This window comes from Actibacterium sp. MT2.3-13A, from assembly GCF_018139985.1.
GTDB lineage: Bacteria > Pseudomonadota > Alphaproteobacteria > Rhodobacterales > Rhodobacteraceae > JAGSOU01.
In genome coordinates this window covers 125971-151090 of sequence record NZ_JAGSOU010000010.1, presented here as the reverse complement: position 1 = coordinate 151090, position 25120 = coordinate 125971, and the positions used below count along the sequence as shown (strand labels likewise).

Sequence of the window (25120 nt, the reverse complement as noted above, 5' to 3'; positions counted from 1 at the left end):
GAAACGTTCCGCCGCTCGCCCATTGCCCCCTCGGCGCAACAGCGCCAAACTCAACCGCGGACCCCGGCATCAGCTGGATCAATGTCGGGGGTCACAGCACGGGATACAAACCGGCCTGGAACTTCCAGAAGGCGCTGATCGACGGCGTCGAACGGTTTCTTGATCGTGAAGGACTGCCGGAACTCCGCCTGCAGGCAGCAGGAGGCGCTGCCCAAGGGGATATCGTCTATCTCGGGCCGCCCCCTGCCCCGGGTGTCGATCCCGCTGAAGGCAACGAACCTCTGAAGCGTCTGGCGCGCAAGTGGGATCCGGCGGCGCGCGATGCGCGCAACCGTGATCTAGGGTTGCGCGGCGAGGAACTGGCACTCAGATCCGAACACGCCCGCCTTCGGGCCGGCGGACGCGAGGACTTGGCGCGAAAGATCCGCTGGGTCTCGAGGGAAGACGGAGACGGCGCTGGCTACGACATCCTTTCCTTCTCTCTCAAGGGCCAGGAAAGATTCCTGGAGGTGAAGGCCACCAAGGGACACGCCCGTACGCCATTCTATGTCAGCGCCAACGAGAAGAGCTTCGCAGACGACTGCCCGGATCGCTTTCGGCTCTACCGCCTCTATGACCTCGCGAGCACTCCCCCGGGCCTTCGAAATCCAGCCGCCCTTCGAGGATAAGCTGGTCCTCCAGACGGCCACCTATCGAGCAGGATTCTGAATTCCGATGCTACAAACGGTACTACGTAGATCCGGCATGGCCAAATACTCCAATAAAACCAAGGCAATTCAGAGCCGGTCGCTCCAGTCCATCATCGGGGCGACCGACAGGCGTGCGGCGTCGCGCACCGTGGAGATGTCTCGGTTTTCTCGTTTTTCGGAATTCGCCATCTGTCGCGTTTTTCCCGATTGGGCCCCGTTTTCTGCCGTTTCTCCGGCCGGCGCCTGAGGATGTAGCACCGAAAGCGCCGTGTAGCACCGTTTGGCAGGGGATTTCCACCGCCCCTTTCGCCCCCGATCCGGCCCATGGGAAGACCGGAAAGACGGCGCGCAGGGGGCTCTGGCGCGTCCCCCGGTCGTGGGCGAACGCCCGGACCGGGCCGCTGCACCCGCGGCACGGCAGGACAACCCGGCGGGGCGGCGAATTGAACTGTGTTCAAATTTCATCCAGGCGGCCGGGTTTTGCGCCCTCGAGATGGGCACTTGCCCCGAAACGCCGGCAAGGGGCGCCGCATTTCTTGCCACCCGGGCTGGCGAAAACGACAAGAAATTACTGTCAACGGACATTCCAACAGGGAAACTCAAATGAAAAGACGCGATTTTCTGACAGCCGCAAGCGGCGCCGCGATTGCCGCATCGGCGTCCTCTCTTCCCCTGCCCGGCCTCATCCGACGCGCCCATGCCGCGGGTTCGGGCAACACCGTCAAGATCGGCTGCCTGTTCTCCGCCTCGGGGACGATGGCCAATATCGAAGGCCGCTTGAACTATGTTACAAAAATGGCCGCGGATGAGATCAACGCCGCCGGCGGTGTCCTGGGCAAGATGATCGAGCCCGTGATCACCGATCCGGGCTCGGACTGGCCGCTCTACGCCCAACTGGGCAAGCAGCTGATCCAGCAGGAAGAGGTCGCCGCGACCTTCGGCTGCTGGACCTCGGTCAGCCGCAAGTCGGTCCTTCCGGTGGTCGAGCAGAACGACGCGCTGCTCTACTACCCGCTGCATTTCGAGGGCGAGGAGAACTCCAAGAACGTCGTCTACCTGAACTCGCCTCCGTCCAGCTCGGTGCTGCCGGCGGTCGAATACCTGATGAGCGAGGAAGGCGGCGGCGCCAAGCGCTTCTTCATGCTTGGCTCCGACTATGTCTGGCCGCGCACGATCAACCAGCAGCTCAAGGGTTACTTCAAGTCCAAGGGCATCGAGGAAAGCGCCTGGCGCGAGGAATATGTGCCGCTGGGCTTCTCGAACTTCCAGACGCTGATCAACCAGATCCGCGACTTCGCCGATCAGCCGGGCGGCCAGCCGATCGTGGTGCTGACGGTGGTCGGCAATTCGATCCCCGATTTCTTCCGCGAGTTCATCAACCAGGGCATCAGCGCCTTCGACGTGCCGGTGCTGGGGCTCGATGCCGTCGAGGCCGACCTCGAGGGTCTGGATACCGCACCGCTGGTCGGTCACCTGAACTGCTGGGCCTACCTGCAGAACGCCCCGGGCGCCAAGAACCAGGAGTTCCTCGCCGCCTGGGCGAAATATGTGGACGACAACGACGTGCCCTTCAGCGCCGACACCGTGATCGACCCGATGGTGTCGACCTATGACGGCGTGCACCTGTGGGCGATGGCCGCCGAAAAGGCCGGCTCGTTCGACGTGCCCGAGGTCCGCGCGGCCTTCGACGGGCTGAGCTTCGACTGCCCGTCGGGCTACAACATCACCATGACCGGCGAGAACAACTATGTGAAACGTGGCGTGTTCATCGGCTCGGTCAACGAGGCGCAGGGCTTCGACGTGCTGTGGCAATCCGAGGACACCCCCGATCCGCTGCCCTTCAGCCCCTACATGCAGGGCTGAACCTTTGGCGCCGGCGGCCTGGCCCGCCGGTGCCCCCCCTCTCCTGATTGGGAAAGACCCATGATTTTCTTGACCCGGTTCCGGCTCGTTCTGCCGGTCGTGCTTGCCGCGTTTCTGGGCGTCCAGGCTGCACAGGCCGCGCCGCGCGACGACCTCCTCGCGCCCGTCTGCGCCGGCGGGTTCGGCGACCAGATGGCGGCGCTGCAGTCCATCGCCCGCTACGGCGTCGAGGGCGGCGGCGGTGATGCCGTCTGGGCGCTGCGCGTCGTCGAGGCCTTCGATGGCCGCGCCCTGCGCTGCGGCCCCGAGGCCGCCTTCATCGAGACCGGCGACGGGCTGCACTCCGCCGCCACGCTGGAGCCGGTCGCCGCCGAAAGGGCCGGCGCGCTGTCCTCGCCCTCGGTGAACCTGAAGCTGCGCGCAGTCTCGGCCAGCGCCGCGGGCCTGCTGACCCTGATGACCGCGCCCGACCCCGCCGCGCGCGCGGCCGCGCTGGGCGTCGTCGCCAAGCGCCGCGAGGCGGTCACGGCGGACCTGCTGGAACGCATCGCCGCGGCCGAGGCCGATCCGAACCTGAAACAGGCGGTGTCCGAACTGCACGCCTCGCTGCTGCTGAACGATCCCGACCCGCAGAACCGCATCCAGGCGATCCGGGCCATCGGTCAAAGCGCGAGCCAGCGCAACCTGTCGCTGCTGACGCAGGCCGCGGCCGCCGAGAAGGATCCGCAGGTCGCGGCCGAGGCCAAATCCGTGATCGCCGGGATCGAACGCACGCTGGCCGCCGGCAAGCTGATGTCGGCGCTCTACAGCGGGATGAGCTATGCCAGCATCCTGTTCCTCGCCGCGCTGGGGCTGGCGGTGATCTTCGGCCTGATGGGGGTGATCAACCTCGCGCAGGGCGAGCTGATCATGATCGGCGCCTATTCCACCTGGCTGGTGCAGGAGGGGCTGCGCGCCGCCGCCCCCGGGCTGCTCGACTATTACCTGATCCTGGCGATCCCGGTCTCCTTCGCCGCCTCGGCCGCCGTGGGCATCGCGATGGAGGCGCTGATCATCCGCCGCCTCTACACCCGGCCGCTGATGACGCTGCTGGCCACCTGGGCGATCAGCCTGCTGCTGATCAACACCGTGCGGGTGGTGTTCGGCTCGCAGAACCTCGAATTCCACCAGCCCGGCTATGTCTCGGGCGGGGTGCAGGTGCTGGGCGATTTCATCATGACGTTGAACCGCCTCTTCGCCATCGGCATCGCGGTGGTCGCCTTCGTCGCGGTGCTCTGGCTGCTGCGGCGGACCATGTTCGGGCTGAACATCCGCGCCGTCACCCAGAACCGCGAGATGGCGGGCGCGGCGGGTATCGACACCCGCCGGATCGACTGGATGACCTTCGGGCTGGGCTCGGGGCTGGCCGGGCTGGCCGGTCTGGCGCTGTCGCCGCTTTACAACGTGAACCCGAACATGGGCGCGAATTTCATCGTCGACAGTTTCATGGTGGTCGTCCTCGGCGGCGTCGGCAGCCTGCTGGGCGCCGTGCTGGCCGCGCTGGGGATCGGCCAGATCAACGTGGTGATCGAGCCGGTCTACGGCGCGGTGGCCGCCAAGGTTCTCGTCCTTCTGCTGATCATTGGCTTCATCCAGTGGCGGCCCGAGGGACTCTTTGCACCCAAGGGGCGACGCTAATGTCTGACGCACGCGTTCATCATCCCGGCCTGTTCCGGGCCACCGCCGGGGCCATCGCCGCCGTCGCCGTCGCGCTGCCGCTCCTGGGCGGCGTGATGGGGGGCATCTCGCCCTATTTCGCCAATATCATCGGGCAGATCGCGACCTTCGCGCTGCTCGCCGTCGCGCTGGATCTGATCTGGGGCTATGCCGGCATCCTCAGCCTCGGCCACGGGCTGTTCTTCGCCACGGGCGGCTACCTGATCGCGATGCACCTGCTGAAGGCGGGATTCGAGTTCGGCGGCATCACCCCCGATTTCATGGTCTTCATGGGATGGTCGGAATTCCCCGGCTTCTGGGCCGGACTGGAGCATTTCCCCTACGCGCTGGCGCTGATCGTGCTGCTGCCGGGGGCGCTGGCGCTGGTCTACGGCTTCGTCTCCTTCCGCAGCCGGGTGAGCGGCGTCTATTTCGCCATCATCACCCAGGCGCTGACCTATATCGCCATGCTGCTGATGTTCCGAAACGACACCGGCTTTGGCGGCAACAACGGTATGACCGGCTTTTCCGAGGTGCTGGGCCAGCCGATCGGCGCGCCCTCGGTGGTCATCGGCCTTGCCACGGTCTCGGTGCTGCTGCTGCTGGCCGGGTTCCTGTTCGCGGGCTGGCTGACCAGCACCTCCTTCGGGCGGCTTCTGATCGCCATCCGCGACGACGAGGCGCGGCTGCGCTTCCTGGGATACGAGACGCTGTGGCCGAAACTGGCGATCTGGTCGCTGTCGGCGGTGCTGGCGGCGCTGGCCGGGGCGCTCTATGTGCCGCAGGTGGGGATCATCAACCCGCGCCTGCTGTCGCCCGACCTGTCGATCGAGATCGCGGTCTGGGTGGCACTCGGCGGCCGGGGGGCGCTGTCGGGCGCGGTGATCGGCGCGGCGATCATCAGCGCGCTGAAGTTCTGGCTGTCGGGCTTCGCCCCTGACCTGTGGCCCTTCATCCTGGCCGGCGTGGTGCTGGTGGTCGTGGTGGTTCTGCCCAACGGGCTGCTCGACCTGCGCGGCCTGCTGCACCGGCGCCCGGCGTTCGGCAACATCCTGTCGGAGAAGCGCAATGGATAAGGTTGAAGTCCCTTCCGGTGATCAGGCGTTGCGGGTCGACGGGCTGAGGGTGGCCTTCGGCGATTTCGTCGCCATCCCCAATCTCAGCTTCCTGGTGAATTTTGGCGAGGTGCACGGGGTGATCGGCCCCAACGGCGCCGGCAAGACCACGCTGCTCGACGCCATCACCGGCAAGACCCGTCCCGCCGAGGGGCGCATCCTGCTCAACCGCACCACCGACCTGCTGGCGCTGGACGAGCCCGAGCGCGCCCTGGCGGGCGTCGGGCGCAAGTTCCAGAAGCCCAGCGTCTTCGAGGCGCTGAGCGTGCGCGAGAACCTCGAACTGGCGCTGCGCCTGCGGCCCCGCTCGATCCTTGGCGAGTTGCGCAACTGGAGCGACCCGCGCCGCAAGGCCCGCGCCGACGAGGTGCTCGACGAGATCGGCCTGGCTGCCCGCGCCGAGACCCCCGCGGGCGCGCTGGCGCATGGCCAGAAGCAATGGCTGGAGATCGGCATGCTGCTGATGCAGCGGCCCAAGCTGTTGATGCTGGACGAACCCGTCGCCGGCATGACCGCCACCGAAACCGCCCACACCGCCGAGCTGATCCGCCGCCTGCGCGCGCCCGAGCGGGCGATCCTGGTGATCGAGCACGACATGGATTTCGTCGAAGAGATCGCCGACCGGGTGACCGTGCTGCACGGCGGCGATCCGATTTTCGAGGGCCGGATGGCCGACGCCCGGGCCGATGCCCGCGTGCGCGAAGTTTACCTGGGACGCTGAGCATGCTGCTATCTGTCGAAAACCTGTCGCAAAGCTACGGCTCGGCCGAGGTGCTGAGCGGGATTGCCTTCGGCCTCGGCCAGGGGGCCTGCTGCGCCCTGCTGGGCCGCAACGGCGCGGGCAAGACCACGCTTCTGCGCACCATCATGGGGCTTCTGCCGCCGCCCGGCGGCCAGATCGCCTTTGCCGGCACCGACATCACCCGCGCGCCGTCGCATATCCGCGCGCGCCTCGGCCTGGGCTACGTCCCGCAGGGGCGCGAGATCTTCTCGGACCTGTCGATCGGCCAGAACATCGAGATCGTCATGGCCGCCCATGGCGTCGCCGACCGCGACGCGGTGCGCGACGAGGTGGTCGCGCTGTTCCCGGTGCTGGGCGAGATGTGGCACCGGCGCGGCGGCGACCTGTCGGGCGGCCAGCAACAGCAGCTGGCCATCGCCCGCGCGCTTGCGATGCGCCCGAAACTGCTGGTCCTCGACGAGCCGACCGAGGGCGTGCAGCCCTCCATCGTGCAGGACATCGAAGAGGTGATCCGCTCGCTCAAGGGGCGGATGTCGATCCTGCTGGTCGAGCAATATTACGACTTCGCCGCCTCGCTGGCCGACAGCTACGTCGTGCTCGACCGGGGCCAAGTGGCCGAGCAGGGCCGCGGCGAGAACATGGATGCGGAGCGCATCGGGCGCTTCCTGACGGTCTGACGAACAGCAATCTTCATGGGAGAAACACAGGAATGACTGGCAAGACACACCGGCTGAGCGCCGACCCCGAGAACATCTTCTGGGGCTATTTCGACGCGGCCACCCCGCCGGTTCTGGAGGTGGATTCGGGCGACGAGGTGGTCCTGACCTCCCTGCCCGCCTGCGTGAAGGCGGACCTGCCCGAGGGCAACAGGGGCGTGCGCGAGGATCACCTCGTGGCGCTGGAGGCCAAGGCCGGCGACCAGGGCGCGGGCCCCCACATGATCACCGGCCCGGTCTATGTGCGCGGGGCGGAGCCCGGCGACGTGCTGCAGGTGGACATCCTCGAGGCCACGCCGATCCAGGACTGGGGCTTCACCGCGATCCTGCCGCTTCTGGGCGCGCTGCCCGACGAGTTCACCGATTACGAGACCATCCATATCGGCATCGACAAGGACCGCGGCGTCTGCACCCTGCCCTGGGGCAAGGAGCTGCCGCTCGATCCGTTCTTCGGCATCATGGCGGTCGCCCCGCCGCCGGTCTGGGGCCGCGTCGGTTCGCCCGAGCCGCGCGCCTTCGGCGGCAACATGGACAACAAGGACCTGCGGCCGGGCTCGACCCTTTACCTGCCGGTGTTCAACGAGGGCGCGCTGTTCTCGGCCGGCGACGGGCATGGACGCCAGGGCGACGGCGAGGTCTGCATCGCCGCGGTGGAAACCGCGCTCGAGGGCCGCTTCCGCCTGAGCGTGCGCAAGGACATGAAGATCGACACCCCCTTCGCCGAAACGCCGGAGGCGCTGATCTCGATGGGCTTCGACGAGGATCTGGACGAGGCGATGCGCAAGGCCGTGCGCGACATGATCGGGCTGGTGACCGGGCGAACGGGGCTCACCCGCAACCACGCCTACATGCTGCTCAGCCTGGCCGGCGACCTGAAGATCACCCAGGTCGTCGATGGCGAAAAGGGCGTGCACATGGTGATGCGCAAGGACTGGATCTGACCGCAGGCAGGCGAAGACCTGCGAACCGGCCCCGGCATCGGCCCGGGGCCGCCCCCCCGGGCAAAGCGGCGACATGCCTGACCGACAGACGATCCCGACGCCATCACAGCCTTTCCCGTGGAGTGACAGGGATCAACCGCGCCCGCCCCGAAGACGGACACGCCGCCGAGGGCTAATCCGACGACGCCATGATCTCGCTATGGGCCGTCGAGCGGCCTCGACCGATCCCTGTCACGATCTTGCTGACCGACGCTTTCGCGCTCAGCATATTCTAGATCATTCGCCGTTCATGCACATCAGGCGCTGTGTGGGTCAGCGACCATTCTCCTTGTTTTCCAGACAGATAGGGGTGTATCGCACCCCGTTTCAGACTGTGTCCCAACACCATCCTCCAGCCCCCCGGGGAATGGACATGGCCAGACGCGCCGGGAAAGCCGGACAGTCAGTGCTTCAGTGATCAGCCATCGCCGAAATTCCGCAGAATGCTTTCCGCGTTGATGATCGACTGCGAAATCTCGATGGTCGTGGTCCGCTTGGCCATCGCCTGCTTGCGAATGACATCGTAGGCCTCTTTTTCATTTATGCCCTGATGGCGCATGAGGATGAATTTGGCGTCGTTGACCTTCTGAATGTTCACGAGGCGCTCGCGCAGCTTTCCCAGGTCTTTCTCATAGCGCATCTGTTCGGCCCAGAAGCGGCGCGCCATGAGAATGCTGCTCAGGACGCCGGCCGCGCGGAAGGGTTTGGGCAGGACCGCGTGGGCGCCGATGTCGAAGATCATGTCCAGAACCGACGGGTTCTCGTAGCCCAGTATCGCGATCACCGTGGGGGGATGGGAACTGCTGTTGATGAACGATTTGAGATTGGCTGCCGTCTGGTCGGTCACGTCGATAAAAACCAGTTCGAACTTGTCGGGCAAGCTCTTGGGCACAGGCCAGATGGTCTCGAAACTGCAACCGATGCGGTGGACTTGCTGCAACAACTCGTCCGCGCTCCGGTCGCGCGGGTGAACGACCAGGGCGTGCAGATTCCGAAGTTCCTGGATAAAGTCACTCATTATGCCTGCTGCCGACCGCTACTTTCTGCGTCCTGAAGCTCCAGTCGTGGATTGCGGGGTAGACCAGATACGGGTCGGGCTTGATCGCGCGCCTCACCTTGTTCTCGATCACGAACTCACCCTCGGCGTTCACCTTGGCGATGCGCGACTGCAAATAGGTGTGGTTGTTGTCCGGATCGATCTTGATTTGCCCCTGCGGAGCGTCGAACGTCGCGCCCAGAAGGGCCTCGCGAAGGCCTTCGGTATCCATCTCTCCGGTCTCCTCCAGCGCGTCGGCGAAAAGATGAACCTGGCTATAGGCAGCCTCGCAGCAACTGGTGACATCGACGGTGGAGCCGAATTTCTTCTCATAGGCCTTGAGGAACCGGCGATTGGCCGGCGAGTTGATCGACCGGAAATAAGGCGCGGCGGTTATGTGCCCGACCGAGGCCTCGACCCCGATAGCGGCGATCTCGGCCTCGTTCGTGGTCAGGCTGGCGATGGGGCATTCGCGGCCGTTGCCCCCGGCGGCGTGATAGGCCTTGTAGAATTCTATGCAGGACTGCCCCACCACGGTCGAGAAAATCGCATCGGGACGAACCTGCATGATCTCGTCAACAACCTCGGCAAAGTCTTCGGCTTTCGCATCCAGACCGAAATACCGCTCACCCGTGATCTCGCCGCCCCCCTGGCGCACAACGTTGCGCATTACGCGGTTGGATTCCCGCGGATAAATATAATCGGAGCCGACAAAGAAGAAACGTTTTCCGTATGCCCCCATCAGATAATTGGCGAGCGGCACGCTGTTCTGGTTGGGGGTGGCGCCGCCATAGATGACATTCGGGGAATATTCGAAGCCTTCATACAGGGTCGGATAGAAGAACAGGGCATTGCGCCGCTCCACCACCGGAAGCACCGCCTTTCGGGACGACGACATGTAGCAGCCAAAGATCACGCTTACCCTGTCATCGACGATCAGGCGCTCGGCCAGTTCCCCGTAGCGCTCCACGATCGAGCTCGGGTCGTAGCTGATCGGCTCAAACCGTCGGCCCAGCACGCCCCCCTTTTCATTGATCTGGTCGATCGCAAGCATCGCGCCATGCAATTGCGACCGCTCAATGATCGACGTCACGCCGGACGTCGAAAAGAGAAACCCGATTTTCCAGGTGTCCACTGAATTCACTGAATGAAATCCTCACTCATGATTGGTGAAACGACAGTTTCCCGTCATTCCGTTCGGCAACCAGCGTGGTCAGGGCTTGCCCGTCCCGCGGGCCGCGCAGGCCGTCCTGATCAAGTAGGAAACTGGCAAGCGGGAACTCCAGGTATTTCCGCATGGCACGTCGCAATCCCCGCGCACCGAACCGCTTATCATAACCCTTTGCCGAAAGAAAATCCCGCACCTCGTCGGAGATCGTCAGTGCAAGATCGTGCTTCTTCAAACGCCGGTTCAGGCGTTCCACCTCTACATCGACAAGCGCAGGCATCGTGTCGCGCCCGATCCAGTTGAAAGTGTCGATATGATCGATGCGATTCACGAATTCGGGCGGAAAGCGCGCCAGAAGGCTTTTCAGCACGATGTCATGCGCCTGCTCGCGCCGGCTGCGCCCGCCCCTCCTGAGCCGCTGCCAGAACGCGGACGCCCCGCCTTCCAGGGCCATCAGCTCGCGCGCTCCGAGGTTGGAGGACATGAAGATCAGGCTGTTGCGGAAGGAATAGGTGCGTTCGCCCGAGGCGACGGTCAGAATCCCGTTGTCGAACACGTTCATCAGCGCCAGGACCACCTCGTTGCTGGCCTTTTCCACCTCGTCGAACAGGACGATCCCGGGAAGGTTCCTCGTGCCCTCGATCTTTTCCTGATCAAGGATCGTCGTGCCTTCCTTCGACCCGACATAGCCCGGCGGCGCGCCGGTCAGGGCAGCGGCGTAATGCTCTTGCGACAGCGTGTTCATGTCGACCCGACAGAACGCGTCGGCATCCCCATAAAAGGCGCGCGCCAGGGTGCGTACCGTTTCCGTCTTGCCCACGCCCGTCGGTCCGCAGAACAGGACCGAGGCCAGGGGCTTGCGCGGATCGCCGATATCGGCCCGCACGATCTTCAGGATTTCCATCACCTGCTCGAGGGTCTCGTCCTGCCCTATGATCGCGGCGCGCAGTTCCTGTTCGACGACATCGAGATCGAAAGCGAAACGCGATTTCACCGCGGCGTTTCTGCCGACGCCGCGCGAGTGGTCGACCGTCCGCTCATTCTCATCGGCCAGCGCCTCCGCGAGGCGCTGTTGTCGCGCTGTGTCATGCAGGCGGTCAGTCAAGAACGGCATGGTTTCTCCTAATACGGATCGCAGGAGGGGGCGGCGCGCCGCCCCCTCGGGGCTGTTTCTCGATCAGCCGGCTTCTTTTTCCTTTGCGCCGGTCGGCAGATTGCCGACGGGGCATTGGGCGACGCCGATGGTCGAACGGGTCAGCTTCTCAACGTCTTCGCGGGTCTTTTCCGCGTCGGTCACCCAGTTGCGGTAGAACTCGAACGGGCACTCCGCGACGCCCTTGTCACCATCGCCCGAGGCATAGACGCCGGTGTAGCCGCGGTGCAGCAGCTTGAAGAGGTGGTTCTGCGACTGGTCGTTGGCCCGCGCGTCGCGGATTTCCGGGATCGACAGCTGCGCATACTGGATACCCATCTCCTCTTCGCCGCATTCCCCCAGGGTGCGGCCGTCGAAGCCGATGATCGCCGAGTGCCCGAAATAGCTGTAGACACCGTCGAACCCGGCCGCGTTGGCCACTGCGACATAGCTGTTGTTCGCCCAGGCCATGGCCTTGGCCATGATGACCTGCTGATCCTTGGCGGGATACATGTAGCCCTGACAGCGCACGATCAGTTCAGCCCCCTTCATCGCGCAGTCGCGCCAGATTTCGGGATAGTTGCCGTCGTCGCAGATGATCAGGCTGACCTTGAGCCCCTTGGGCCCTTCCGCGACGAAGGTCTCGCCGCCCGGGCACCAACCCTCGATCGGGCACCAGGGCAGGATCTTGCGGTATTTCTGCACGATCTCGCCCTTGTTGTTCATCAGGATGAGGGTGTTGTAGGGGTTCTTCTTAGGGTGTTGCTCGTGCCGCTCGCCGGTGATCGAGAACACGCCCCAGGTGTTGGCCTTGCGGCAGGCCCGCGCGAAGATCTCCGTCTCGTCGCCGGGAACGGTCGCCGCGGTTTCCATCATCTCGCCGGGGTCGTACATGATGCCCTGGGTGCTGTATTCCGGGAAGATCACCAGATCCATGCCCGGCAGGCCCTGCTTCATGCCGACGATCATATCGGCGATCTTCTCTGCGTTCTCCAGGACTTCGGCCTTGGTGTGCAGGCGCGGCATCTTGTAGTTGACGACCGCCACGCCGACGGTGTTGTCACTGCTTGAAATGTCACCATGTCTCATGTCTTGATCCTTTCCTGTTGGTGTTTGGTGGTGATTATCGCTGCCCTTCAGAAGGTCAGGTGCTCCTCTACGATGGAGTCTGTCAGTTCGTTCGAACGCCCGCTCATCACGACCCGCCCCTTGTCGAGAACCAGGAACCGGTCCGAAGCTTCGCGCGCGAACGGCACGTTTTGCTCCACGAGAATGATGCCAAGCCCGTGCTCGCGGTTGAGGCGAATGATCGCTTGCTCGATTTGCTTGACGATGTTGGGCTGGATGCCCTCGGTCGGTTCGTCGAGGATCAGGATCTTGGGATCCATCGCCAGCGCGCGGGCGATCGCGAGTTGCTGCTGCTGGCCGCCCGACAGGTCGCCGCCGCGGCGCGAGATGAAATCGCCCAGGATGGGAAACATCTCGAACAGGTATTCGGGGATTTCACGCCGCCCGTCGGTGCGCGCGAAAGTCCCCATGAGGATGTTCTCGCGCACCGTGAATTGCGGGATGATCTCCCGGCCCTGCGGGATATAGCCGATCCCCAAGCGCGAACGCTGCGGCGTGGAAAGGCTGAGCAAATCGCTGTCGCCAAAGGCCAGCGCCCCGGCGCAACGGTCGGTCAGCCCCATGATGGTCTTCAACAGCGTGGTCTTGCCGACCCCGTTTCGCCCCAGGACCGAAAGAAATTCTCCCGGCGCCAGGTCAAAGGAGACCCCCTGCAGAACGGGGCTTTTGCCGTAATAGGAATAGAGATCCCTTGCGTGCATTTTTTCCATGTTTCAGTGCCCCAGATACGCGGTCTTGACGTCTTCGTTGGTCTCGATTTCCGCGATCGAGCCCTCGGCCAGCTTGGTGCCGCGGTTCATCACGATGATCCGGTCCGCGACGTTGCGAACGAAGGACATGTCGTGCTCCACGACGATCAGCGTGTGGCTGCCGCTGAGCGAGCGGAATATCTCGGCGGTGCGCTGCGTTTCCTGGATCGTCATTCCCGCCGTGGGTTCGTCCATCAGGATCAGCCGGCTGTCCTGCGCCAGCAGCATCGCGATTTCCAGCCACTGGGTTTCGCCATGCGACAGGTTGCCTGCCAGGTCTTGTGACTTCTCGGTCAGGCCGACCAGTTCGAGGATGTTGTCCACGTCCTTCGAGGGTCGCAGCGAGAGGCGCGTCAACGCATGCCAGATACCGGGCCGCCGCGACCGCGCAACGGACAGGTTCTCGACCACGGTCAGTTCCTTGTAGACCGACGGCACCTGGAACTTGCGCCCGATCCCCAGCCGGGCGCGGCGGAACTCGAGCAGCCGGGACACCTCGACGCCGTTGACGCGGATCGAGCCGCCGGTGGGCTGCGTCTTGCCGCAAATCAGGTCGAGGGTGGTCGACTTCCCGGCGCCGTTCGGCCCCAGAAGGCAGAGGATCTCGCCCTGCTTGACGTCGAACGACAACCCGTCGACCGCGCGCAGACCGCCGAATTCGACATGCAGATCGGTGACTTGCAGATGCTCCATGATCAACGCTCCCGGTTTGTCTGAATGGTTGCGGGCAGGAGCGCATCCTCGGCGCTGTCCTGTCGTCCGCCGCGGCGCGCCTCGTTGAGGCGGCGCACGACGTCGACGATCACGCCGTAGATGCCGCGCGGCATGAACATGACCACCAGGACGAAGACGATGCCCAGCAACATGTGCCAACCTTCGACGAACACATCCGAAAGCCGGCCTTCTAGAAGGTTGACGATGATCGCGCCGACGGCTGCGGCCAGAACGGACTCGCGCCCGCCGACGGCGCACCAGATGACAATGGCGAGGCTGAAGGAAACGCCCATGTAGGTGGGAGAGGCGAATTCCAGAACCAGCGTGTAGAGCATCCCGGCCCAGCCCGCGAGAGCGGCGGAAACGCAGAAGATGACCGTCTGGTAGGTGGCGACGTTGTAGCCGAAGAACCGCGTGCGGTCGGCGTCCTCGCGGATGGCGCGCAGTATCAGCCCGAACTTGCTGTGCGAGATATACACGCCCAGCGCGAGAGCCACCGTCAGGCACCCGGCCACCAGATAGTAGAAGGAAACGCTGTAGGTATCGACGGTCCAGCCCGCCAGGGTCAGCGGCGCCAGCCCCGTCAGGCCGTTCTGCCCGCCGGTGAAGCCCTGCTGCTCGATGACCAGCAACTGGAACGCCACCAGGAAGGCCAGCGTGATGACGGCCACGAACACCCCGGCGATCCGGGCGCGGAACATGAAGATGGCGATCAGCCCTCCGACCGCCGCCGGCACCAGCAGCCCCGCCAACAGGGTGAAGGAGAGGGACTCGAACGGAACCCAGACCAGCGGCAGCTTTTCGACGTTGTTCCAGCCCATGAAATCGGGCAGGCCATCGCTGACCTTCAGCTTCAGGTGCATGGCCATGGCGTAGGCACCCATGCCGAAGGTCGCGGCCTGGCCAAGGTTCAGCAGCCCCGCCGTGCCCCAGGACAGGGCCAGGGCCATCGAAACGATGGCGAGACTGAGGTAACGGGCAAAGGTATTGAGCTCGAACCCGTCATAGCTCATGAGCGCCGGCACACCCAGGAAGATCACGGCGCAGAACACCGCCAGCGCGATAAGGTCGTAGTAAAACCTGGAATTCATATCTCGCTCCTTAGTTGCGCGTGTCCGAGGGGAAGAGCCCGCGAGGGCGGAAGCGGATCAGGATGATGATGCCGGCCAGCACCGCGATGCGCCCGAGCGTGTCGTTCATCACGGCGGACAGAAGGGCCGTGGCCTCGCCGATCAGCACGGATGCCGAGGCGGCGCCGATCAGGCTGCCAAGCCCGCCCACGATCACGACCAGGAACGCATCCACGACAAGCCCGGTTCCCATCGTGGGAATGGTGCTGAACAGCGGCGTGATGAGAGCGCCGGCGATCCCGGCCAGCCCCGCGCCATAGGCGAAGGTGATTGAATAGATTCTCTTCGACTCGATCCCGTAGCACTCGGAAATGCCGCGGTTCTGGATCACGGCCCGCAATTTCGTGCCGAATTCCGTCCGCGTCATGAGCATCCAGGACCCCACCAGCACGAAAATCGAGAACGCGATCACGAAGAGGCGGTAATTGGACATGACCAGCGCGCCGATTTCGGTATTGCCCGACAGCAGCTCGGGCCCTTTCACGAAGCGGGACTCGGCCCCGACGCTCAGCCGCACGGCCTGTTGCAGGATGATCCCGATGCCCCAGGTCGCCAGGATCGTGTCGAGCGGCCGGTGATAGAGACGCTGAACCATCAACTTTTCGATGACCCACCCCACCGCCGCGACCGCGGCGAACACCAGGGGGAGCGCCGCCAGAACGCCCAGCCCGGCAAAGCTCTGCAGCGCCCAGGTGGCATAGGCGCCCAGCATCACGAACTCGCCATGCGCCAGGTTGATCACGCCCATCGTGCCGTAGATGATGGCCAGCCCCAGGGCGATGATCAGAAGGATCGACGCCATGCTGAGACCCGCGAAGAGTTGGTTAAATACTACGTCCATCGGAACGCCTTTCCGGTTGGCCCGGCTCGTATTTCAGAGCCGGGCGCGATTGGTTCGTTGGGTTCAGGGAAGCCGACCTAGGCTTTCACCAGCCCCTGACCGGTGCAGGTCTGGCCCTCGTAGGCGGCATAGGGCTTGGGCGCGACGCGCTCTTCCGACTGGATAAGCACCTTGGCCTGGCCGTCCGACTGCCACTGACCGATCTTGGGCCACAGATGCGTGTGCAGGTTCTCGTCGATCAGCACCTCGCCCTGCGGCGCATTCAGAGTGAGCCCCACGGCGGCATCGCGGATGGCGGCCGGCGTGATTTCGGACGGGTCGAGCTTTTCCAGGGCCGCCTTGAACTGGTAGACTTGAAAATACGCGGCCTCGCTGACGAAATGCGTGACCTGGTCGGCCCCGAAGCGCGCCTTGTAGTTTTCGACGAAACGCTCGTTCTCGGGGGTGTTGTGCCCCATGAAATAGGGCGCCGAGGAAAAGTGTCCGGCCGCGGCCTCGCCGCCGATCGCCTTCACCTCGACCTCGGACCGCGTGAGGCTGATCACCGGCATCTTCGCCGGGTCGAGTTCGGCGGCGTGATATTGCCGTGCGAAGGCGACGTCGGAGTCGCCCACGACCGTGGCGAAGATCACATCCGGCTCTTCGGCGCGGATCCGGTTGATCACCGAGCTGAAATCGGAATGGCCGAGGGGCACATATTCCTCATGCACGACCTCGCCGCCCAGTTTGGAAAGCAGCGACTTGCAGTAGTTGTTTTCCTCTTTGGGATACACATAGTTGTTGCCGATCATGTAGAAGCGCGGACCGAAATTCTCGATCGCCCAGGGGATCAGATCGTCCTGCTGCTGGTTCGGAACGGCCCCGCCATACATCACGTTGCGTGAGCATTCGCGCCCCTCATAGAGGGTCGGGTACCAATAGAGATTGTTGCGCTGCTCGGTCACCGGCAGCACCGCCTGGCGGCTTGCAGAGGTGTAGGAACCGAACACGCTCACGCATTTGTCGCGGATCATGAGGCGGCGCGCACGGTCGGCATAGGTTGCCGGGTCGGAGGCCGGATCTTCGATGATCGGGCGCAGCTGCTTGCCGTGAACCCCGCCGGCGGCATTGATTTCCTCGATCGCCAGCAAGGTGGCGTCGTGCAGCGTGTGCTCCACCACCGCCACGGCGCCGGTCAGCGAAAACAGCACACCGACCGGAATGTCGTCGCCCTGCGCAAAGGCCGCGCGCGTCGAACTCAGCAGAGCCGGCGCCGACAGCGAGCTGGCCATGCCGACCGCACCAACCGCCCCGACACGGCCCAGAAATTGACGTCTCTTCATGTTTTTTTTCTCCCCTGTTGGCTCTGGGCGCCCCCTCGCGAAAGCAAAAAAAAGCCCCCCACCGCAGTAGCCACTGCAAATGGAGAGCTTTTTTGCCCAAAATATTTTCCGAGCTCAGCGTTGAGCTCTGAAACAATCCTTCGCGAGCTTCACAATATTTGCAAGAAAATTTTTGCGCCTGAAATGAGTAACTTAAAAGTTTGACCGACCGGCACACAAACCGGCCCCATGGCGGAGCACCGGCGGGGAGCGCTTTCAGCCCCGCATCAGGGCCCCGGGGCGGCTGCGTTCCGGGATGACGTCAGCAGTGTCGGTGGATCGTTCCGCCCGGCCGATACAATGGCCCCGCAATTCCGGCCGGGCCGCGGCCCCCGCCGTTCGAGGCGTCATCGCCAGCCAGACTCAGCAACAGATGGCCGGCAACACATGAACAGGCCACGCATCCGCCCGTGGTGCCCAAGCGTGAAGCGCAAAGTTCCCGAACCGGGCAGAAAAGCGGCACGAAAAAAAATTGCTTTTGAACACGAATCACCGCAACCTTCCGTCACGTCAAGCTCAACGACGAGTGAGACGACCAAACTGACGGCAAAGAAAGCCCTTTACGCAACCGCCGATTTCGCGGGTCGTAAGGGGTTTTTTTTTAGCGATTTTTTCGCTGCTCAACGGGGAGGAAACGGGACCGGACACAAAAACTCGCATTTTTCCGCTGATTAACCCGAACGGGTCATTTCCACTCCCCCGCTCACGGGTCAACCGGCAACCTCTCTCCCCCAGTCGACACGCGGTCCCTCGGACCGCATCGGGCGCGCCGTCAGCATAATTGGCGGGCGGGGAGGTACTGCGTGCGAGTTTTCCGGGCCCCGCGTTTCTCGAAAAAAACAAAGCAAAACAAAAACGGAAACGAGAGAAAGGATCCGAAATGTCTAATCCAGATCGCCACCTGGAACCCGAAGCGCTAGAGCACTTGGAAGAGAATATCGACCACACTCTTGGCGAAGAATACGAGCATGAGCCAGTCCCGGCCAGGGCGCGGCGCAGCATGTTCTCCGTGACAATGGTCTGGATGGGCTTCCCGATGATCATCACCGGGGCCATGACCGGCTCGATCCTGGTGCTTGGCATGGGGTTCAGCCAGGCTCTGAAGGCCATGGTGATCGGCAACCTGATCATGCTGTGCTACGTCGGGGCGCTGGGTCTGCTGGGCACGCGCAAGGGCATGAACTTCGCGCTGCTGGCCAGCATCGTATTCGGCCGCAAGGGCTATGTCTTTGCCTCCGGCCTGCTGTCGACACTCCTGCTGGGGTGGTACGCAGTGCAGACAGGGATCACAGGGGCCCTTGTCAGCAGCACATATGAGCTGAACTACGTCGTGATGACGGTGATCGCCGGGCTTCTCTATATCGGGATCACCTTCATCGGGGTGAGGGGTCTGCACCTGATCGGGACGGTCTCTGTGCCTCTGTTCGTGATCCTGGGCCTGTGGGTCGCCGGAGACGCCGCCGCGAGCAGCAGCTGGGCGGAGATCATGGCCTATCCCGGCAACAACGGCGCCGCCACCATGTCCATGGGGGTCGGCCTGACGGTCGTGATCGCGCTGTTCATCGACGCCGGCACCGTGACCGCCGACTTCAACCGCTGGGCCAGAGACGACGCCAGTTCGCTGGTCGCGACCTTCAGCGCGTTCCCCTTCGCCAACCTGGTCGCCATGCTGGTGGGCGGCGTGATGACCGCGGCCCTGGCCGTGCCGGACGCCAACCCCTTCGGTTCGGACAACATGTTCGGCTACATGAACGCGCAGCAGCTGACCTGGCTCAGCGTGCTGGCCTTCGTCTTCCTCTATGTCAATCTCGGCTCGGTCTGCGCGCACTGCCTGTATAACGCCGCCACCGGCTGGTCGCGGATCCTGCGCAGCCACATGCGCCTGTTCGCCATCCTGCTGGGCATTGTCGGCATCGTCATCGCGGCGACCAACGTCTGGGCGTTCTTCATCCAGTGGCTCTCGCTGCTGGGCATCCTGGTGCCGCCGATCGGGGCGATCATCCTGGTGGACCAGTTCATCATCCGCAAAGGCTCTCAAATCGACACCGACTGGCGCGGAACGGCCTTTGCCGCCTGGGCCTGCGGCTCGGTCGTGGCCTTCCTGGTGGAATGGTATGCGCCGCAGATGTCGACCGCGATCTCGGCCGGCCTCGTGGGCGGCATCGCCTACCTGGTGCTGAGCAAGATGGCCGGCAGCAGGACCAGCGCCTGAGGGCCGACGGAAACAAGACCCTGGTGGCGCGGCCCGCCCGCGCCGCCTTCCCCACCTCAACAAGGAAACAGAGATGACCCGCGACTACGAAATCTTTGACCTGGGCGATGTCCGGCTTCAACGCGGCGCCACCATTCGTGACTGCAAGCTCGCCTACAAGACCTTCGGCACCCTCAACGCAGCCAAGGACAACGTGATCGTCTACCCGACCTGGTATTCCGGCCAGCATTACGACAACGAATGGCTGGTGGGTCCGGGCATGGCGCTGGACCCCGAGAAGTATTTCATCATCATCCCGAACATGTTCGGCAACGGGCTCTCGTCCTCTCCGTCGAACACGCCCGAGCCCTACAACGCCGACCGGTTCCCGGACGTCACGGCCTATGACAACGTGATCCAGCAGCATCGCCTGGTGACCGAGAAATTCGGCATCGAGAAGGTCGCCCTTGTCACCGGCTGGTCGATGGGGGCTCTGCAGACCTTCCATTGGGGGGCGCTGTTCCCCGATATGGTCGAGCGCATCGCACCGTTCTGCGGTTCGGCCAAATGCTCGCGCCACAACTTCGTCTTCCTCGAAGGCGTCCAGGCCGCGCTGCGCGCCGATGCCGCCTGGGAAAACGGGCGCTACAAGGCAAAGCCCGAGAAGGGTCTGCGCGCGATGGCGCGGGTCTACGCCGGATGGGGCTTTTCGCAGGCTTTCTACCGCGCCGAACTGGACCTCAAGACACTTGGCTACTCCTCGCTCGAGGATTTCCTGGTCGCCTTCTGGGAGGGTTTCTTCCTGCCCAAGGACGCCAACAACCTGCTGACCATGGCCTGGACCTGGCAGCACGGCGACATCAGCGACAACGACGTGTTCAACGGCGACTTCAAGAAAGCGCTGGGTGCGATCAAGGCCAAGGCCTATGTCATGCCTGGCCAGACCGATCTGTACTTCCCGCCCGAGGACAGCGAATTCGAGGTGGCCAACATGCCCAACGCCGAATTCGTTCCCGTCCCCTCGATCTGGGGCCACTTTGCCGGCGGGCCGGGGACGAACCCTGAAGATGTGAAGTTCATCGATGACAAACTGAAAGAGCTGTTGGCCCTGTAAGGAGCCGCGTGCGCAGCGCGACGGAGGCGGCACCATTCGGTGCCGCCTTCAGCGCTCAGTCGCACGGCTGAGGCACAGGGCGCGGCACGCACAGCTTCGGGCGGCGCGGCGGCGGGCACTTCCTCCCAGACTTTCTGGCGCCTCCGCTGAAGAGAGCATTCGCCCTCGAACAGATGCACGGCGCGTTCGCCATAGGCCGTCGCGGTCACCATGATCCCCTGCCCGCCCACGCAGCTGCGCAGGTGTGAACGCACTTGTTTTTCGGCTTTTTCGACGATGGCCCGGATGCCCCAGGTGACGGCTTGAACCACAAGAGCGGCCACGACACCGTGCGCCAGGGGGGGAGCACGTCAGCGGATATCGGCGCCTGCGCTCATGTCAACGCCCCTCCGGCCGCCGCCAAATCGACAGAACGCTTTCCGTCGCGCGGCGTCGGGCGGGCTTGGGATCGCCTTCGAACGCGCCGATCGCGATGAAGCCGGCAAGATGCTCCGCCTCGGTCAGACCGAAGGCCGATCGCAACGCCTGGCTCGCAACGCGCCGCCCGCTGACGATTCTGCCCCTGCACCCCAGCGTTTCGAGCACCAGCAGAGCATTCTGGAGCCCCGCCCCGACCGAGATCCATTGCTCGCTGGCCGGCACGGCCGGATGGCGGTCGTCGATGCGCGCAACGATGGCAATGAGGGTCGGGGCCGCCAGCGCGCGGTCGCGCGCCCGGCCGAGATCCTCGGCCGAGGCTGCCGGGTCCGCTTCGAGGGCGGCCCTGGCAAAGACTTCGGCCAGGGCTGCGCGATCCTCGGGCGCCACCGCGATGAGATGCAGAGGCCCGAGATTGCCGTGGTCGGGCGCCGCCGCCGCGGCCTCCGCGAGGGTGGTGAGTTCCTCGATGGACAGGGCGCGGCCCGTCAGGCGGCGCGGGCTGACGGATCTGCGCGCGTGGATCGCAGTCAGGATCGGGTTCATTCGAAAAGCGGCTCCACCTGCAGCGGCTGGCCCGCACTGACATGCGGCATGTCCGGGTCGATGACGGCGATCCCCCGCGCCATCGCGATCGGCCCCAGGCTGGCGGACGCCCCCCGCCCAAGACGCTGCACGACAGGCCTGCCCATGGCGTCCCGCTGATCCCAGGTCACGGGGATATATTCCCGCCGGCCCGTGGTGCGGGGGTAGTCGAAACCGGCCACGGCGGGGATCCACGGTTCCGGCATCTCGGACAGCCCGGCGGCCTTGCGCAGCGCGGGCCGCGCGATCTGGCCGAAGGTGACCGCCGCGGCGTAGGGATTGCCGGGCAGCCCCACATACAGCGCGCCTCCGACGCGCCCCACCGTCAGTGGCTTGCCCGGTCTGATCGCCACCTTCAGAACGTCCAGCGTGGCGTCCTCGCAGCGCAGGGCGTCGAGGATGTGATCCTCTTCGCCCGCCGAGACGCCGCCCGAGGATATGACGATATCGTTCGCCTCAGCCGCGCGGCGGATGGCGGCGCGGATCGCGCCGGCGTCATCCCGAAGGATGCCGTAATCGGTGAGGTCGATCCAGGGCTGCGCAAGCAGCGCGCGCAGCATGACGCGGTTTGAATTGTAGATCTGGCCGTGCCGCAGCGGCGATCCCGGCTCCTGCAACTCGCTGCCCGTCGAGAACAGGCCGACGCGCAATTTGCGGAAGGCGGAAACCAGCGCGATGCCGGTTCCGGCCAGAAGGGCCAGACGCGGCGCGGTCAGCAGGTGACCAGAAGGAAGCGCCGGCTCTCCCGCGCGCCGGTCCTCGCCCCGGCGCCGGATATTGAGCGCCGCGCGCGGGGCCTCCGAAACAATCAGCATATCGCCGTCGCGGTGCGCCCTTTCCTGCATGATGACGGCATCCGCCCCCGCAGGGATCGGGGCCCCGGTGAATATTCGGGCGGCCGTGCCGGGCCGAAGGGTGATGGACCGGGTGTCGCCAGCCGCGACCCTGTCCGAGACTGGAAGGCGCCAGGGCCCCTCCCCCGTGAGATCTCGGGTCGAGACGGCATAGCCGTCCATCGCAGCGTTATCGAAGGGGGGCAGGTTGACCCTCGCAAGGGGCGGCTCGGCCAGAACGCGGCCGAGGGCGCGGTCGAGTGGCAGCACCTCCGTCTCGCGCATCATCGCCACGGCGGCGATGGTCCGCAGGCGCGCCGCATCGACCGAAAGCGTCGCCCCTGTCTTTCCGGCGGAACAAAAATCGGCTTGAGCCATGACGCCCTCCCCCATGGGCATGAAACAAACGCCCGCCCCGGTGGTTCCGGGGCGGGCGCGGCTTGCGATCCTCAGAGCGCCACTTCCTTGGACTTGAAGGAAATCGCGCGCGTCTCGGGCGTCGCATTCGCGATCTTGCGGATGTCGCCCCAGCAGTGCTTGTAGTCCGGCAGCACCAGCTCGTTCACGCCGGGGTTGACCACGTTGCCCTGGCTTCCGGCCGGAGAGCCGAACACCATCGCCACCTGGCCGCGCCTGGCCGTCGGTGTCGGATAGGCCATGCCCTGGGTCACGCCGTTGTCGTTGACGATCTCCAGCAGGTCACCCGGGTTCAGGCCCAGTTCGACCATGTCGTCGGGGTTCATCTCGACGAAGGGATGCGGGAAACGGTCCTGGATAAAGTCGTTTTCCTGGTCCAGGAACTGGTTCTGCCAGAAGATGTTGGCGCGAACGTTGTTGATCCAGAACTTGTGGGCCGCCTTTTCGCGCGCCTTGCCCGGCGCCTGCCAGCCCCGCCAGCCCGCGGCGCAGAACAACGCCTTCTTGTCGTCGCGCCCGTGCCGGTCGAAGGTGCCGTCGGCATAGAGCCGCTCGGTGCCGATCAACTGGCCGTTCTCGTAGCCCACGACCGGCTCCTGGACCCCGTTGTTCCCCATGGCGCGCAGGCGATCATAGGTCACTTCGGGATTGCCCTGGTTGTAGCCGTCCATGAAGGCGTCTTCCTCGGTCTCCCAGTCATAGCCCTTGAACTGGTCGGCATAGGCGTCGTTGCCCATTTCGCGCAAAACACGCTCCATGTTCTGCGCGATGCCGGCCGCGATCAGGCAGTCCGGCCTGGAATTGCCGAACGGGTCCATGTAGCGCTCCGACAGGCGCATCCGCCGCTCGCCGTTCATCGAGGTGAGGTTCATCTCGTTGGCTTCGCAGGCTGGCAGGATGACATGGGCGTTCTGGCCGATCTGGCTGTGGATGATGTCCACGTCCACCACGAACAGCCCGCCCGCGTTGATCGCGGCGACGATCGCATCGACCACCTGTTCCCGCGTGCCCCCGGCGGCGGCGTCAATGGCGTCTTTCACCATGTCCGACCGGCGCTTGTGAACGCGCTTGAACTCGGAGGCGTTCAGCGTGGTCTTGTAGTGGTCGCAGGCCCAGATGTGGTGCACGCCGCCCAGACCCCGGATCAGGAACTGGTCGATATATTCGGCGGGACGCCCGACGTGCGCATCCGAGGGGCGGTAATAGCCCTCCTGGTGCCCGCCGAGGCGGCAGACCCCGCCGCCCTCGCGGCCGATATTGCCCGTTGCCAGGGCGATGTTCACCAGGGCGCCGATGGTGCGGTAGTTGTCGTTGCCCCAGATGATGCCCTTTTCATAGGCGGTGACGCATTTGCGGCGGCTGCCGTCGTCATGCGGCTTGGCGATCCATTCGGCGGCCTTGACGATGTCGTCGGCCGGGACGCCGCAGATTTCCGCCGCCTCATCTACCGAGGTGCGGCAGGTTTCCAGCGCGTAGTCGAGGCTGCCGAGCCCGGCCGGATGCGCCTCGTCCTGGGCCACCGCCTCGCCGCCCTGGAAGGTCGAGTTGGCGATGAACTCCGCATCGACCCAGCCGTTATCGACGATATGGGTCAGGATGGCGTTGAACAGCGCCATGTCCGTGCCCTCGTTGATCGCAAGATGCAGGACGTTCTCCTGGCCCGCATATTGCTCCGACGCGCTGATCGTCAGCGTGCGCCGCGGGTCCACCGCGATGAACTTCGCCCCGTTCTGAAGCGCCGGCACCATGTGGTTCAGATAAAGGTTGGTCTGGGTCTCCATCGAGTTCGCGCCGACCATGAAGATCGTGTCGGTCAGCCCGTAATCCTTGTAGGCGTAGTTCAGCTCGCCCACGCCCATGTCCCGGGTCGAATGGACCTCGGAGTTGTAGGCCGGGCGGTTGTGGATCCGGCAGTTCTTGATTTTCATGCTCTCGAAATAGAGCTTGCCGGTGCCCCAGGTGTTCTCATACCCGCCGGCCGAGCCGCCGTGGTCGAACATCGACACGACCAGATCATCCTCGGACCCTTCGGTCACCACCCGCGCCGTCACCCGCGCCACCAGGTCGAGCGCGTCGTCCCACGTCGTGGGCTGCCAGACGCCGTTGCGCCAGACCTTGGGGTCCGACAGGCGCTGCTGCTGCGTGCCCGTCACCGTGGAGGGGCGGTTTTCGGCCATTCGCGCCCCGCGGATCGAGCCGAGGCCGGAATTGACCACGCAGTTCACATCCGGCTTCACCACCAGCTGCACGTCTTTGCCGTCCTGCTTGACGACATTGTACATCGAGGGCGCATACCAGGCTTCGGTGTCCTGATACTGCTGCTCGCTCAGATCCACGCCGAACTTGTTCTCGCCGGGGGCCGTGCCGCCCTGCTTGTTCATCGGCCAGGTGTAGGCTTTGTATCCGCAGCCGACGATGCAGTAGTGGCAGGTTACATTGTGCTCCTTCGCATCCGCCGGGATGATCGGAAGCCGGTCTATCTGTCTCTTGTACGCCATGATCTC

At 64.5% G+C, this 25120-nt stretch carries 21 protein-coding genes and 1 pseudogene; 9 read left to right on the top strand and 13 right to left on the bottom strand.

Features of this window, described 5'->3' with window-relative positions:
• The 7 genes from KCI33_RS11035 to KCI33_RS11005 all read left to right on the top strand — a co-directional run.
• Positions 1-668: DUF3883 domain-containing protein (locus KCI33_RS11035; protein ID WP_212524839.1), on the top strand; the 668-nt coding region annotated here is incomplete at its 5' end.
• Between the two features lie 624 nt (positions 669-1292).
• Positions 1293-2552: an urea ABC transporter substrate-binding protein gene (locus tag KCI33_RS11030; RefSeq protein ID WP_212524838.1), complete on the top strand. Its 1260-nt coding sequence runs from the start codon at positions 1293-1295 to the stop codon at positions 2550-2552.
• A 60-nt stretch (positions 2553-2612) separates the two neighbouring features.
• Positions 2613-4229, top strand: a complete 1617-nt coding sequence (gene urtB / locus KCI33_RS11025; protein ID WP_212524837.1) for an urea ABC transporter permease subunit UrtB — start codon at positions 2613-2615, stop codon at positions 4227-4229.
• Complete coding sequence (urtC, locus tag KCI33_RS11020; protein WP_212524836.1) at positions 4229-5323, top strand: urea ABC transporter permease subunit UrtC; 1095 nt, start codon at positions 4229-4231, stop codon at positions 5321-5323. Before urtB (KCI33_RS11025) ends, urtC (KCI33_RS11020) begins: the two co-directional genes overlap by 1 nt.
• The gene (gene urtD / locus KCI33_RS11015; RefSeq protein WP_212524835.1) at positions 5316-6083 is read left to right on the top strand and encodes an urea ABC transporter ATP-binding protein UrtD; all 768 of its coding nucleotides are present in this window, start codon (positions 5316-5318) and stop codon (positions 6081-6083) included. Before urtC (KCI33_RS11020) ends, urtD (KCI33_RS11015) begins: the two co-directional genes overlap by 8 nt.
• A 5-nt stretch (positions 6084-6088) precedes the next feature.
• Positions 6089-6781 (top strand): urea ABC transporter ATP-binding subunit UrtE, encoded by a 693-nt coding sequence (gene urtE, locus KCI33_RS11010; protein WP_212524850.1) that lies wholly within the window; start codon positions 6089-6091, stop codon positions 6779-6781.
• Positions 6782-6813: 32 nt separating this feature from the next.
• Positions 6814-7761 (top strand): acetamidase/formamidase family protein, encoded by a 948-nt coding sequence (locus KCI33_RS11005; RefSeq protein WP_212524834.1) that lies wholly within the window; start codon positions 6814-6816, stop codon positions 7759-7761.
• 457 nt (positions 7762-8218) lie between these two features.
• Here KCI33_RS11005 and KCI33_RS11000 read toward each other — a convergent pair whose 3' ends face one another.
• The 9 genes from KCI33_RS11000 to KCI33_RS10960 form a co-directional block, all read right to left on the bottom strand.
• Positions 8219-8818 carry an ANTAR domain-containing protein gene (locus KCI33_RS11000; protein ID WP_249139025.1) on the bottom strand — a complete coding sequence of 200 codons (600 nt, stop codon included), beginning with the start codon at positions 8816-8818 and terminating at the stop codon, positions 8219-8221.
• Complete coding sequence (locus KCI33_RS10995) at positions 8811-9971, bottom strand: transporter substrate-binding domain-containing protein (protein ID WP_349252203.1); 1161 nt, start codon at positions 9969-9971, stop codon at positions 8811-8813. The genes KCI33_RS11000 and KCI33_RS10995 overlap by 8 nt, the downstream gene beginning before the upstream one ends.
• 25 nt (positions 9972-9996) lie before the next feature.
• Positions 9997-11118 (bottom strand): AAA family ATPase, encoded by a 1122-nt coding sequence (locus KCI33_RS10990; RefSeq protein WP_212524832.1) that lies wholly within the window; start codon positions 11116-11118, stop codon positions 9997-9999.
• A gap of 63 nt (positions 11119-11181) precedes the next feature.
• Entirely contained in the window at positions 11182-12225 is a 1044-nt protein-coding gene (locus KCI33_RS10985) for an aliphatic amidase (RefSeq protein ID WP_212524831.1), read from the bottom strand.
• Positions 12226-12272: 47 nt separating this feature from the next.
• Complete coding sequence (urtE, locus tag KCI33_RS10980) at positions 12273-12974, bottom strand: urea ABC transporter ATP-binding subunit UrtE (protein WP_212524830.1); 702 nt, start codon at positions 12972-12974, stop codon at positions 12273-12275.
• A gap of 3 nt (positions 12975-12977) precedes the next feature.
• Entirely contained in the window at positions 12978-13706 is a 729-nt protein-coding gene (urtD, locus tag KCI33_RS10975; RefSeq protein ID WP_212524829.1) for an urea ABC transporter ATP-binding protein UrtD, read from the bottom strand.
• Positions 13707-13708: 2 nt separating this feature from the next.
• Positions 13709-14818 (bottom strand): urea ABC transporter permease subunit UrtC, encoded by a 1110-nt coding sequence (gene urtC, locus KCI33_RS10970; RefSeq protein ID WP_212524828.1) that lies wholly within the window; start codon positions 14816-14818, stop codon positions 13709-13711.
• A 10-nt stretch (positions 14819-14828) separates the two neighbouring features.
• Complete coding sequence (gene urtB, locus KCI33_RS10965; RefSeq protein WP_212524827.1) at positions 14829-15698, bottom strand: urea ABC transporter permease subunit UrtB; 870 nt, start codon at positions 15696-15698, stop codon at positions 14829-14831.
• Positions 15699-15775: 77 nt separating this feature from the next.
• Positions 15776-17020, bottom strand: coding sequence for a transporter substrate-binding domain-containing protein (locus tag KCI33_RS10960; protein ID WP_249139024.1), 1245 nt, complete (start codon positions 17018-17020; stop codon positions 15776-15778).
• Between the two features lie 919 nt (positions 17021-17939).
• Between KCI33_RS10960 and KCI33_RS10955 the strand changes: the two genes are divergently transcribed.
• Together KCI33_RS10955 and KCI33_RS10950 are read left to right on the top strand one after the other, a co-directional pair.
• The gene (locus tag KCI33_RS10955) at positions 17940-19271 is read left to right on the top strand and encodes a cytosine permease (protein WP_282960730.1); all 1332 of its coding nucleotides are present in this window, start codon (positions 17940-17942) and stop codon (positions 19269-19271) included.
• A 73-nt stretch (positions 19272-19344) separates the two neighbouring features.
• Complete coding sequence (locus KCI33_RS10950) at positions 19345-20364, top strand: alpha/beta fold hydrolase (protein WP_212524825.1); 1020 nt, start codon at positions 19345-19347, stop codon at positions 20362-20364.
• 53 nt (positions 20365-20417) lie between these two features.
• On the opposite strand, the pseudogene KCI33_RS17905 reads toward KCI33_RS10950, so the two are convergent.
• The 4 genes and pseudogenes from KCI33_RS17905 to KCI33_RS10935 form a co-directional block, all read right to left on the bottom strand.
• Positions 20418-20555: pseudogene (locus KCI33_RS17905) on the bottom strand (acetyl-CoA carboxylase biotin carboxylase subunit); the annotation flags it as partial.
• Between the two features lie 187 nt (positions 20556-20742).
• Positions 20743-21327: a nitroreductase family protein gene (locus tag KCI33_RS10945; protein ID WP_212524824.1), complete on the bottom strand. Its 585-nt coding sequence runs from the start codon at positions 21325-21327 to the stop codon at positions 20743-20745.
• Positions 21324-22577 (bottom strand): gephyrin-like molybdotransferase Glp, encoded by a 1254-nt coding sequence (glp, locus tag KCI33_RS10940; protein ID WP_212524823.1) that lies wholly within the window; start codon positions 22575-22577, stop codon positions 21324-21326. The genes KCI33_RS10945 and glp overlap by 4 nt, the downstream gene beginning before the upstream one ends.
• A gap of 71 nt (positions 22578-22648) precedes the next feature.
• The gene (locus KCI33_RS10935) at positions 22649-25114 is read right to left on the bottom strand and encodes an arsenate reductase (azurin) large subunit (RefSeq protein WP_212524822.1); all 2466 of its coding nucleotides are present in this window, start codon (positions 25112-25114) and stop codon (positions 22649-22651) included.
• Between the last annotated feature and the right edge of the window lie 6 nt (positions 25115-25120).